This is a genomic window from Mycobacterium sp. 141, from assembly GCF_000382405.1.
In the GTDB taxonomy this organism is placed as follows: Bacteria; Actinomycetota; Actinomycetes; order Mycobacteriales; family Mycobacteriaceae; genus Mycobacterium.
Genome location: NZ_KB908276.1, coordinates 12,005 through 24,671, shown reverse-complemented (window position 1 = coordinate 24,671; position 12,667 = coordinate 12,005). Strand labels below are relative to the sequence as shown.

Genomic DNA, 12,667 nt, shown 5'->3' with positions numbered 1-12,667 from the left:
CCTCTCTAACGCAGGTAATACAGCTGGCCCAGCGGCAGTGTCTTCGCTGCCTTCACGGTGATGCGTTTGCCGTCGACGGTGACGGCGTACGTCTCCGGGTCGATGCTGATGTCGGGCATGTAGTTGTTGTGGATCATGTCGCGCTTCGAGATCGACCTGCTCCGCTTGATCGGCCGCAGCTCCTGGCAGTCGATACGGTCGGCCAATCCGTTGTCGATCGCGGCCTGGGTGACGAAGGAGTACGCCAACCGGCGGGGGTTGCGCCCGTAATAGCCGTATTGGGGGCGATACTTGAGTGGCTGACCGGTCATCAGCGAGCCGGCGGGATCGCCCATCGCCGACCACGAGATGAACCCGCCCTTGAGAATCAATTCTGGTTTGGCGATGAACATTTCGGGCCGCCAGAACACCAGGTCGGCCATCTTGCCCGGGGTGATCGAGCCGACGTAGGAGTCGATTCCGATGCAGATCGCCGGGTTGATGGTGACCTTGGCGAGATACCTCTTGATCCGGAAGTTGTCGTTGCGGTCACTATCCTGAGGCAACGGGCCGGTGCGCACCTTGCTGACCGCGGCGAGTTGGAAAGCGCGCTGGGCACTTTCGGCCGCCCGGCCCACGCCCTGGCTGTCCGACCCGATCATGGAAATGGCGCCCATGTCATGAAGTACGTCTTCGGCGCGCATGGTCTCGGCGCGGGCCCGGCCCTGAATGAAGGCCATATCGGAGGGAACAGCCTTGTTGAGATTGTGACATGTGATGAGCATGTCTATTTCTTCGTCATAAGTGTTGAGCGAAAAGGGGTTTGTCGGGTTGGTGGAGCTGGGCAGAATATTGGCCTCGCCCACGCACCGCATCATGTCTGGCGCGTTCCCGCCGCCGGCGCCTTCACAGTGGTAGATGTGCATGACGCGACCGCCGATGGCCGCCATGGTGTCTTCGTAGAAGCCCGTTTCGTTCAGCGTGTCGGCATGCAGCTGCACCTGGAAGTCGTATTCGTCGGCAACCCGCAGGCAGGTCCGGATGGCCGACGGTGAGCTGGACCAGTCCTCGTGGATCTTCATCCCCGTGGCTCCACCGAGCACCTGCTCGACGATCGAGGCCGGGTCGGACGAGTTGCCCTTGCCGAAGTTGCCGAAGTTCAGTGGGAAATCGGCCATGGCCTCCAGCATGCGCTGCAGGTTCCAGGCCCCTGGGCATTCGATGCCCACGGTCTTGGGGCCCGAACCGCCGCCGATCACGGTCGTAAAGCCTGCAGACTGGTATTCGTAGAGCTGCTGCACCGAGTCGAAGTGCGGATGAATGTCGATCAGCCCGGCGGTGACGATCTGGCCTTCCACCGACAGGATGTCAGTGTTCGGACCGATGATCAGGCCCGGCGTGATCTCCATGACGTCGGGGTTGCCCGCCTTGCCGATTCCGACGATCTTGCCGTCGAGAATGCCGATGTCACACTTGATCACTCCGAGCACAGGATCGATCACCACGGCGTTGGTGACCACCATGTCCAGCGCGCCATCGGACCGCTTGAAACGGGACACCTGTCCCATGCCGTCCCGGATAGTCTTTCCGCCGCCGAATACCAGTTCGTCTCCGTAGGTGGTGTAATCGCGCTCGATCTCTGCCACCAGACCGGTGTCCGCGAGGCTGATGCGATCACCCGTCGTTGGCCCGTACTGCGTCGCATAGTCCGGACGGTTGATGTCGATGCTCATGAATTCGGCTCTCCGCTCGCTTCCTTGCCTGCCAGCATTTCCAAGGTCTCCCCTTCGAAGCAGTAGCCGCCTTCACGTAGGCGGCGCATGGCCTGCTCCTTGATCAGTTCGCTTCCGGTCGGACCGTTCGTGATGTCATTCATGCCCCGGGCAACTTGAGCTCCGCCCAGCCGGACCAGTTGGCAGCGGCGGCTCTGGCCCGGTTCGAAGCGCACAGATGTGCCGCTGGGAATGTCGAGACGGAAGCCAAACGCCGAAGATCGGTCGAATGCCAACGCGCGGTTGGCTTCAGCGACGTGGTAGTGCGCGCCTACCTGCACCGGCCGGTCCCCGGTGTTGACGATATCGAGGGCCAGCGTCTCACGCCCGACATTTATGGTGATGGGGGTCGGGGCGAACTCGATATGTCCGACCTTGTCCGGCTCGCCGACTTCGAACGCCTCGTCCGGAACCCTCGACTCAGGAATAGGTGGCGGTGCCCACGACGCCGCGGGGGCCTCGTTGTCGCCGTCGGTGGCCTCGCCCCGGATCGGGTCCATGACCGTCACGAGCTTGGTGCCATCCGGTAGAAGTGCCTCGACCTGAACGATTTTCAGCATCTCGGCGACACCGGTCATCACGTGCTCACGCCGCAGGATGGTGGCACCGTATTCCATGAGATCCGGGAGAACGGGAATGGAGCCCTCTCGAGCACGCTCAAGTACTTCGTCACAAATAAGAGCCACCGCCTCTGGCTGATTCAGCCGGATGCCCTTGGCCAGCCTCCGGCGCGCCATCTCGGCGGCAGTCCATAGCTGCATCCTCTCCTCCTCGCGTACCGTCAGGTGCATCTGCTCTCCGTTTCGAGTATTTGTGGGTTGACTGCCACGTCTTCAAAGTGATTGCGAGGCAATATTTTCAGGTTATAAGGCTGCGTCTCGGGGACACCATAAGGAAAACTCCGTACCGGTACCCCGGGCGCACCGTGACCACTACGACCCGATCACCGCATCGGGCGAGGAGTGGCGCCGAGCCCACCTTCCGGCTCGGAGTCCTTAGTAGGCTCCGGGCTCAACGCGTCGGAGACCGAGCCGAACAGGTCGGCCACCCGCTGCTGCTCTGCTGAGGGCACTTTGGTGAGCAGTGAGATAGTCAGGTAGATGACTAGATTGGCCACCAAACCGACAATGCCCGCAGGTACACCGCCCAGCGCGGGAATGGCTCCGCCGTCATCCGCGTGCGGAATGGTCAGCACCACCGCCACGACGAATCCCACGATAAGGCCCCAGAAGGCTGCCATGGCACTGCCACGCCGCCAGAACAGCCCAGCGAACAGCGGCACCGCGAGCTGGATGATGACTGCGTAGGCGACCTGTGCCCACGTCAGCAGGTTCCCGTAGCTGAAGGTGAGGTAGGCGAATGCGGCGCCGAGCGCCAAGAAGGCAAGCATGGACAGCTTCGAGACGATGATGCGTTGCTTGTCTGTCAGGGGACGCGCGCTACCGACAATATCGTTGGCCAGCTGGGTTCCGCACACCTGGATCCAAGAGTCGACGAACCCCATGCTGGCGGCGAGTACGATCACCAGGCCAACACCAAGCAGCCATTCACCGCCAACGGAGTTCAGCAGGATGAACCAGCCGTGCTGCGGGTCCTCGGCGATGTTGGCGATCGTGGCCGCCGACATGGCCAGGAGACCGAGCGGCACGAAGAACCCGACAGTCATGGGGAAGGTCAAGACCGTTCCCCACTTGACCGACTTGATGCTGTCGGCGGTGTAGATGCGTTGGAAGGACGCGGGCCAGCACAATGAACCGATGGCACCAGACAGCACCAGGCCCAAGAAGTAGAGACCGCCCTGTGGGGAGTTGAAGCCGGGGATGACGAATTTGGCCGGGGGCAGTTCGGATACGGCCACCAAGCCGTGGAACTCGGTGAACAAGAGGACGACGCAAATCACCGCCGTGAGGCCATAGGCGACGATGCCCTGCCACACGTCGCTGATGATCAAGCCACGCATACCCATCTGTACCGTCCAGAGCTGCCGGACCGCGATGATGAGCACACCAATGATCAGTGCCGGTACGACTCCGATCTTGCCGAAAGTGGCCCATCGTACGATTTCGCCCATGGCCTGCATGCCAAGGACGATCCACGGGAAGCTAGCTGCCACTCCGATGACACTGGCGAGCATTTTGAGCCGGCCACTGTCGAAGCGCAGACCGATGAGGTCGGGCTGGGTGAACAGTTTGTACTTCTTGCCCCAGCCCCAGGCGCGGGTAGCCATCAGATACATCGCGCAAGCGCCCAGTACGGAGTAGAGCAACAAGTAGAACCCGATGACGCCGGAGCCGGCCAGCACGCCGAAGAAGGCGACGAAAGTGGTTCCGGGCCACCACGCATTCATGTACGACATCGCGATGTAGAAACCGGAGAAGGAACGTCCGCCTACGGCATACCCGTCGAAGGTCTTGTCCTTCTTGTAGCTCATGTAGAGCACGAGCACGACCGAGGCGAAAAACAGAGTGAGCAAGCCGATTGTCACGACCATGGCGTTAGTCCCCGATCTCGTTTCGAACGACTTCGATGTAGTACGCGGTGACGACCGACAACGTGACTAGGGCCGACACGGCGAGCATGTAGACGATCCCGATCGGCAAGCCAAGGATCTCCCACTTCTTTCCCGAGATCGACAGGTACAGCGGCGGAAACACTGACATGAGTGCCGCCACCAGATATGGAGCCAGGATCAGAATCCGGACTGTGCGCGGTTGGGCGCGCTCGATCAGAGAACGCATGACGATGACCTTCCAGTAGCTGCCCGGGCACGCGGCACCCACAGAAACGGAACGAGGCAGTGAGAGCGCCCGTGCAGCGCAGTTCTGCGTCGACTACCGAATCTCTCTGAGCACCAATGCATCTGGCATGCGATTTATCATTTGCTGGGGCACAACCTTCATGGAGATCGTCGATGATGACGACCGATGTTGCGCTCGCAGTGTGCTTGCCGTTACGGCGAACTCAATTCTGCGACGCATGCACGCGGGATTTGCATACGGAGTTCTCCCCATCTTTGCCGCGCTGCGGCACACCACTTCGCGTCGCACGGAGCTGATCACCGCAAGGAGGGTGATGCCGGCGTCGCCGGCGGCCACTTATATCGCGGCGGCGATGCCGAACAGTAGATTCGGCCACGGCGTTGCGTGCCAAGCCCCGCCACTGAGCAGTCTCAGCCCAGTCCTTTAGCGGTCACTCTCCAATCGTCGAAGGGCCCGCACCTTTCGACAACAGCTACCTTGCTCGATTTTCGGCCGAAACCGGCAGGATGCTGGCCTGCACTGGCTTAACATAACCACCTGATGGCGCGATGACCGCTGCCGACCACAAGGTGAAGGCCTCAACCACAAGGTGAAGTCTGGAGTAGAAATGGATCTTCGAACGTCGATGACGTCCGCAGACATCGTGAACGTCCTTGATATCAACTCCGCCGTTGCCACGATGCCAAGCGGCGGGAATACCGCTGCGACTGCGGATTCCGTTCTGGAGCAGATTCACTCGTCGATCCCCTATGTGGCAGCCAGCTTGCAGGTGTGGGACCCCATCAACGGATGTCATCGGACGATCGCCAATCGAGGGTACTCAGAGACAGAGATCGCCCACCTGGACACCTGGTTCGTCGCGCAGGACGAGGCGTTCCGATATATGCGTGATGTGGACAGGGATCCCCTGCGGTGGGCTGATATGCCATTCGACTATCGGTCGTTCTACTCGGCGCAGACCCACTGGCTGCCTGCAGGGTACCGGGAAGGAGTGACGACCTGTCTGTTCGCAGCAGACGGCCGCTACACCGGAAACCTGCACCTGAACACCGATTCAGTCAAGTATCCCAGCGACAGTAATCGCGGAGCGCTGACCGCACTGCAGCCGATTCTGGCCATCCTCACCGATGTGCTGCGGCAACCCGCCCACATCGCGAGCATCATCGAGCCCGACGCACACTGCACGATCGTGAGCGGCGAAAGCGAATGTCACGACGTCCCGGGACGATTCAGTGGACCCTGGCTGGCGACCGGAACCGTTCTGGTGCAGGCCGTCACGGCTGGCGCTTCAGTGCACTCCCGGCAGTGGCGAGGTTTGTGGCAGGACCAGGATGGCGGATGGCACCGCGTTTCGCGTACTCCGTTGCCTTCTGGTTTCCTTGTCACCGAGCGTTCGACATCGGTTCCTCACCGATTGACCGTTCGCGAACTGGAGGTCCTCACGCTGCTTGAACGCAGTCGGACCACCACCCAAATCGCTACCGAGCTCACCATCTCTGCCAAAACTGCCGGCAAGCACATCGAGAACGTCATGGCCAAGCTTGGATGCTCATCGCGCACTGGCGCAGCCGTCGTCGCACTCGACGAAGGTTTGCTACTCCTCGGTTGTGCCCGCTGAGGCCAGGCATCCTCGAATCACCGCGCTGCGGTGACAGGCTGACCCTGCGTGAGTGGGACTACCTGTTCGTGGCCGAGTGCTCATACTCATCGAGTCTGACAGCAGGGCGAACGCGCCGAATCAGCAGAATATCGAATACTGTTGTGCGCGTTTTGATATCGAATAGCGCAAAGCGGCGTCTGGGTAACACACCGAAGATGTCGAACACGGTATAGGGGGACATATATGTCAGCCCGAAGAAGGCGATGTGCCAGAGTTTGAGCGGACGCTTGAGCTCGGGCATCGTGGGCGTTAAATGCACTTATGAAAATGGCCATTTCATACTCCCGGCTGGATGATTTCGGCGATGGCTCGAGCTTGTTCGATGCCGCTCTCCAGGGCGCCGTCGATGAAGCTACCCCAGCCGCGGGCATATATGGATCCGGCGAAGTACACGCGCCCGTGGGGTCGGCGCAGGTCGGCGAAGTGATGGGTCAGCTGCCCTGGCCGCAGCATCGGCCATGTTTCGCCTGCGAATTCGTCGGCGACCCAGTTGTGACCGAAGCTGTCGATCACGTCAGCGTCCGGGATCCATAGCCGAAGTGCCTGTTCGACGGCGGCGCGATCACATGGGTCGAACGCCTCGGCGTCGGGTCCGAAGCCGACGACGATGGTGTCGCCGTGGACGTGGCCTTCGACTTGCGCTGCCGTCAACGGAAATCGCGGCGGAGCGATTGCCAGAAACGGTTCGTAGTCGCCACGCAGGCGCGCCCACACCTTCGTGCCTTTCGCCATCTGCCCTTCGGCGATCATTGCCCGCTTACCGTCAGACAGTGGCGGTGTGAAGTCGATGCGCTGCAGTGTCGACAGCGGCACCGTCACGATCGCGGCGGCCGCGTTGAGCTGCTCACCGTTATCCAGAGTCACGATGACGCGATTCGCCTGCTGCTCGACTGCGGTCACCTGGGTAGTCAGCCGAATCTCGCCGCGGGCGTCGGCGGCCATGCGGGCCGCGAGCGCGCTGGTGCCCTCGGCGATCTTGAACCCGCCGGTCATGTCGAAGTGTTGGTCCCAGTCGCCATTGGCGAACACCCACCAGCGGAAGGTCTGGCTCATCGCCACCTCGCCGGGTTGTCCGCTAGAGTCGGTCGCTATCAGTGCGTCGACGAGATCACGTTCCACCGCGCTCAGTTCGAGCCGATCGAGATACTCAGGTACTGCTAGCTTGTCGACATCCCCGACTCGGATACCGGCGAGGGGCCGATACGGGTGCGGCAGATAGTCACGCGCGGACTGCATCAAGTCGCGGATCCGTTGGGCCGCGAGCTCGTTAAATTCGCCGACAGTGCCACTGTGCAGTGCCCCGTCGGCGTACCAGTAGGCGAGCGACGCGTCGGCGGCGCCGGCGACGACGACGCCCAAGCCGTAGCGAGAGAGTTCGGCCCAGACGTGCGGCTGGTGCCAGTGCACATAAGTACCGCCCATCTCAAGGCGGATGCCCCAGCGTTGTTCGGTATGCGTGCGGCCACCGATACGGTTTCGCGCTTCAACAGTGGTGACTCGCAAGCCAAGCCAGCCGAGTTCACGGGCGGCAGCCAGGCCTGCGAAGCCAGCGCCTATCACGACAACGTCAATATCGTCTTGCGCCATGCTGGATGTTCCTTCCATTGTCAGTTCCAGATGCGGCACCATCGGCGGCGCTGTCGTAGTGGGGCCAGGGGGGACCGATAGATGATCAGAATTGTTCGGCAACAGTAGTTTTGGATCACCGGCGTCCCCCTGCCAGACCTTGAATTCCTCGTGGGCGGCAGCCGGCGCGTTCGGCTCGAGTAGCAGACGGACAAATGTGTCCGCGATCGCCGTGCGGCGACCTCGATCCTCGGGTCGATCGCGACGGGAAACCTCCGAGGGTGTTCAGCACCCAGCCCGGGTAGGCGAGCCCGTCGGGACGGAGCGCAAGTGTGGGACGCGCTAGGTGCCCCGCCAACACCTGGTTTCGTCCGACAGAACTAGGACCTCGTTGAGCAAACGGGGAGCAAACGGTGGCTTCTCCGGCTACGTCGAGCGTCGTGTCTAGGGTGCTAACCGACACCGACCACCTAGGATTTTGTCTCAGCACAGCGCGGTGTCTCAGCGGCATGCGCAGAGATCTCGAGAGTGTGCGATCGTCAACCGTGGTCTTTACTTGGCGCAGGTCGGTGCGTGCGGATGTGAACCTTACGGGCAAACAATGAGCGGGCGCGATCCTCCTCAGACATTCCGCCCCATGTTCCGAAGGCTTCCTGAAACACAATCGCGTGGTCCCGGCATTGGTCCGCCACCGGACAGTCCGCACACACCTGCTTGGCGCGCTTCTGACGTTCCTGTCGCGCGTGACCTCGCTCACCATCGGGATGGAAGAACAGGCTGGGATCTACCGTCCTGCATTCGGCACGCAATTGCCATTCCCACTCGTCACCTGACCTGCGCGCAGGTGAGTGGAAGATAGCAGGCATTACAATCACCGGCCACGCTCGGCGAGCCGATGCGGCTGGGCGATGTCCTCCACGTTGATGCCGACCATGGTCTCCCCCAGCCCTTGCGACACCTTGGCCAGCACATCGGGATCGTCGTAGAACATGGTGGCTTTCACGATCGCCGCGGCCCGCTGAGCCGGATTACCATGACAGCCACCGCACCGGCGACCTCGGCGATCTTCGGCTGTTCAGGAGTGACGACATCCATGATGACGCCACCCTTGAGCGTCTCAGCCGTACCACGCTTGACGCGCGCAGTACCCACCCCGGCTGGCGCTGAGCCTTCGGAGATCACTAGCTATGCCTCCCTGCAAGTTGGCGAGCAATTGGTGTCAGCGGCCGAGCATTACCGTGCCGTATTTCCGAATGTCTCATGCCTCCAATGCATGTGGCATACGAAGCGGCTTAAGCTGAGAGCTAACCGTGATGGGTCGACCGTTGACCGCTGACGTTGTTCTCGCAGCGTGTTTGCCGTGATGACGAAACCAATTCTGCGATGAGATCCGCATGAATTGGATACGGAGTTCTCCCCATCTTTGCCGCACTCGGTCACGTTGCTCCGTCGAATGGTTACCCTGGTACGGACCCTGTGACAGCTGTTGCCGGACATGACATTCAGGAGGCGGAAGCTGATTCGCATTACGAGGAAAGAAATTGACACACACATGTATCACTGATGGCTAAGGACGGACTGAGGAGCAGCTAGATCCGTTGCGCCCCAGCCAAGCCGCCGCACTACGATCAGGTGAGGGAAACCCACTGCGGCACCGGTTTTCGCATTGGGCGTCGAACCGACATCACCGATGCCTCAGGTCGGCCACTCTCGTCCACGCCGGTGCAACCCCCACCGACCAGCGTCCACAGCGGTTGGTAACAACTCGTAGAGCAACTACCCCCATACGTGGCCCACATGAATGAGTTCACCACGGCCGGAGGTTATTTCGCCTATCACCGAGTCCAGCTTTGCCGTCTCGGCACAGTGAATGGTGATCACCGCCTTCTGGCCGTAATCGACACCATCCACATCAAACCGGCGCCGGCGCAATTCCGCCTCAACCCAACCGGCCTCGGCATGGTCCACCGCGAGAGTGAACACCTGCGATTGAATGCGACGCCGCAGGTTCGTCGATTCGAGCGCAGCGACTACGCCGCCGGAATAGGCCCGCGCCAGTCCGCCGGCTCCGAGCTTGATACCCCCGTAGTATCGCGACACCACTGCGACCACATTCACCACGTCTCGGGCCTTCAGCACATGCAGGATCGGCACGCCGGCTGTCCCGCTCGGCTCCCCATCGTCGTTGTACCGATCAATACGACTCTCGACTTCGTCACCGATGATGTAGGCGAAGCAGTGATGACCGGCTCCGCGCTCGAGTTCGCGTGCGAGAGCAATGAATCCGTAGGCGTCTTCTTCGCAGTCGGCATAGCGAAGTCGGGCAATGAACCTCGACTTCTTGATCGTCTCATCGGAGTGCGGCGTTGCCTCAGGATCAAGCGAGAACGGCATATGGGGAATTGTAAGAGTCGATGTCGCGCACGAACCTGTTACCAGATCATGCGCTCCGCAATATGTTATGACGCAATAAGTTTCACGCCGACCACCATGAGCGGTCTGCGCCGCAGATGATCCCACCATCAACTTTTGGCCCGAAAGCCACCGCATCAGGAGTCACACCGGCGCTATTACTCTCAGGTCATGGTCCCCGGGAGTGTCGTCATCGTTGTCGGGACGCCCTGCCGACCCACCGATCGTCAACCGTCATCCCGGACGCGCCGAGATCGTCGTTCTCCAGTAGCGTCTAGGATCGTTCTGTCTCACCGACAGCGACGTTGGTAAACATCCAGCTCCGGACCAATCAACGCAGCGGCGAGGAAGAGACTTGCCTCGGCCACCGTGAGGGATACCCGAAGATGTCGGTTCTGCCGCCTACCATTCCTCCGGCACGCCCCTACAGGACCCTGCGGTCCCGCACCGGCCCTGATGGAAAGGACCAGCAGTGAGTTACAACGCTGCAGACATCACCGAACTCGACGATGTCCAGCACACCCGCCTACGACCAGCGGTGAATCTGGGCCTGGACGTGCTCAACACCGCGTTGCGTGAGCTGGTGGACAACGCGATCGAAGAGGTCGCCGACCCCAGCCACGGCGGATCCACCGTGACGATCACCCTGCATGCCGACGGATCGGTCAGCGTCGCCGACGACGGCCGCGGCTTGCCCGTCGACTCCGACCCGGTCACCGGGAAGAACGGCATCGTCAAGACGCTCGGCACGGCACGGGCCGGTGGCAAGTTCTCCGCCCACTCTGACGCCACCAGCACGGGCGCCGGTTTGAACGGCATCGGCGCCGCAGCCGCGGTGTTCATCTCCGCCCGTACCGACGTGACGGTTCATCGAGCAGGAAAGACGTACCTGCAGAGTTTCGGCCGCGGCTACCCGGGTGTGTTCGACGGCGCCGGGGGCCGGGGGTTCGACGCAAATGCACCCTTCACCCGCGCTGACACCCACAAACTCCGCGGCTCAGGCAACCGCAGGCCTGACGCGCACGGCACCACGGTGCGCATCCTGTTCGACCCGGCCGTGGTGCCGGATTCGAACGTGGACATCGACGAGGTGCTGCTGCGGGCGCACGCCGCGGCCAGAATGTCGCCCGGCGTGCACCTGCACGTCGTCGACGAAGGCTGGCCCGCCGAGGACGTGCCGCCCGCGTTGATGGAACCGTTCAACGGCCCGTGGGGCACCGACACCCTGCTCGACCTCATGTGCACCGCCGGCGGCACTCCTCTGCCCGACGTGCGCGCAGCCGTGGAGGGGCGCGGTGAGTACACGACCGGCCGCGGTCCGACGCCGTTCCGCTGGTCGTTGACCGCGGGGCCTGCCGAGCCGGCCACGGTGGCCGCATTCTGTAACACCGTGCGCACCCCGGGCGGGGGGTCCCATCTGACGGCCGCGATGAAAGGGTTGTCCGAAGCCCTGGCCGACCGGGCGTCCCGCATCCGCGACCTGGGCCTGGCCAAAGGTGAGGACGGCCCGGAGCCGCAGGATTTCGCCGCGGTCACCGCGCTGGCGGTGGACACTCGCGCGCCCGACGTCGCTTGGGACTCCCAGGCCAAGACCGCGGTGTCGTCACGATCTTTGAATGTGGCGATGGCGCCGGACGTGGCGCGCAGCGTCACCATCTGGGCAGCCAACCCCGGCAACAGCGACGCCGTGTCGCTGTGGACCAAGCTGGCCCTGGAGTCGGCCCGGGCGCGGCGCAGCGCCGAAGGCGCGAAGGCCCGCTCCCGCGCGGCGTCGAAAGCCAAAGGGCTGGGGACGAATCTGTCGCTGCCGCCGAAGCTGCTGCCCAGCCGGGAGACCGGCCGCGGTTCGGGCGCGGAACTGTTCCTGTGCGAGGGCGATTCGGCGTTGGGCACCATCAAAGCGGCGCGCGACGCCACATTCCAGGCAGCTTTCCCGCTGAAAGGGAAGCCGCCCAACGTCTATGGGTTCACCGTGAGCAAGGCGCGGGTCAAGGACGAGTTCGACTCGATCGAACGCATCCTGGGCTGCGGGTTGCGTGACAACTGCGATCCGGAGCAGTGCCGGTACGACCGGATCCTGTTCGCCTCCGATGCCGATCCCGATGGCGGCAACATCAACTCGAGCTTGATATCGATGTTCCTGGACTTCTACCGCCCGCTCGTCGAGGCCGGGATGGTTTACGTAACACTGCCGCCGTTGTTCGTGGTCAAGGACGGCACGCAGCGGATCTACTGCCAGGACGAGTCCGAACGCGACGCCGCGGTGGCGCAGATGCGCGCCACCTCCAAACGCAAGGTAGAGGTGCAGCGCAACAAAGGCCTCGGCGAGATGGACGCCGACGATTTCTGGAACACCGTGCTGGATCCGCAGCGGCGCACCGTGATTCGGGTGCATCCCGACGACAACGAGAACAAACTGCACCACACCCTGTTCGGTGGGCCGCCGGAAGGCCGGCGCACGTGGATGGCCGACGTCGCTTCCCGCGTCGACACCTCCGCCCTCGACCTCGATTAGGACC

General features: G+C 62.4%; 10 protein-coding genes and 1 pseudogene. 2 read left to right on the top strand and 9 right to left on the bottom strand.

The window, feature by feature from the left end:
• Positions 1-5: 5 nt before the first annotated feature.
• From ureC to H276_RS0120600, 4 genes are all read right to left on the bottom strand, one after another.
• Entirely contained in the window at positions 6-1,712 is a 1,707-nt protein-coding gene (gene ureC / locus H276_RS0120615; protein ID WP_019973179.1) for an urease subunit alpha, read from the bottom strand.
• A complete protein-coding gene (locus H276_RS0120610; RefSeq protein ID WP_026357248.1) occupies positions 1,709-2,542 on the bottom strand; it encodes an urease subunit gamma in 834 nt (277 codons plus the stop codon). Before H276_RS0120610 ends, ureC begins: the two co-directional genes overlap by 4 nt.
• Before the next feature lie 152 nt (positions 2,543-2,694).
• Positions 2,695-4,242, bottom strand: coding sequence for a sodium:solute symporter (locus H276_RS23375; RefSeq protein WP_019973177.1), 1,548 nt, complete (start codon positions 4,240-4,242; stop codon positions 2,695-2,697).
• 4 nt (positions 4,243-4,246) lie between these two features.
• Positions 4,247-4,489 (bottom strand): hypothetical protein, encoded by a 243-nt coding sequence (locus H276_RS0120600; RefSeq protein WP_051111494.1) that lies wholly within the window; start codon positions 4,487-4,489, stop codon positions 4,247-4,249.
• Positions 4,490-5,117: 628 nt separating this feature from the next.
• On the opposite strand from H276_RS0120600, the gene H276_RS0120590 reads away from it, so the two are divergent.
• Positions 5,118-6,128 carry a response regulator transcription factor gene (locus H276_RS0120590; protein WP_231376726.1) on the top strand — a complete coding sequence of 337 codons (1,011 nt, stop codon included), beginning with the start codon at positions 5,118-5,120 and terminating at the stop codon, positions 6,126-6,128.
• Between the two features lie 318 nt (positions 6,129-6,446).
• Here H276_RS0120590 and H276_RS0120580 read toward each other — a convergent pair whose 3' ends face one another.
• From H276_RS0120580 to H276_RS0120560, 5 genes and pseudogenes are all read right to left on the bottom strand, one after another.
• Positions 6,447-7,757 carry an NAD(P)/FAD-dependent oxidoreductase gene (locus tag H276_RS0120580; RefSeq protein ID WP_026357247.1) on the bottom strand — a complete coding sequence of 437 codons (1,311 nt, stop codon included), beginning with the start codon at positions 7,755-7,757 and terminating at the stop codon, positions 6,447-6,449.
• Positions 7,758-8,275: 518 nt separating this feature from the next.
• On the bottom strand, positions 8,276-8,602 hold the full coding sequence (locus tag H276_RS24290; protein WP_026357246.1) for a WhiB family transcriptional regulator: 327 nt from the start codon (positions 8,600-8,602) through the stop codon (positions 8,276-8,278).
• Positions 8,603-8,607: 5 nt separating this feature from the next.
• A pseudogene (locus tag H276_RS24285) lies at positions 8,608-8,769 on the bottom strand (pyridoxal 5'-phosphate synthase lyase subunit PdxS); the annotation flags it as partial.
• Complete coding sequence (locus H276_RS23370) at positions 8,736-8,918, bottom strand: hypothetical protein (protein ID WP_036461477.1); 183 nt, start codon at positions 8,916-8,918, stop codon at positions 8,736-8,738. The gene H276_RS23370 and the pseudogene H276_RS24285, both read right to left, overlap by 34 nt.
• A 594-nt stretch (positions 8,919-9,512) precedes the next feature.
• Positions 9,513-10,130 carry a YigZ family protein gene (locus tag H276_RS0120560; protein ID WP_019973168.1) on the bottom strand — a complete coding sequence of 206 codons (618 nt, stop codon included), beginning with the start codon at positions 10,128-10,130 and terminating at the stop codon, positions 9,513-9,515.
• A 490-nt stretch (positions 10,131-10,620) separates the two neighbouring features.
• Here H276_RS0120560 and H276_RS0120555 point away from each other — a divergent pair, with 490 nt between their 5' ends.
• A complete protein-coding gene (locus H276_RS0120555; RefSeq protein ID WP_019973167.1) occupies positions 10,621-12,663 on the top strand; it encodes a toprim domain-containing protein in 2,043 nt (680 codons plus the stop codon).
• Positions 12,664-12,667: the final 4 nt, after the last annotated feature.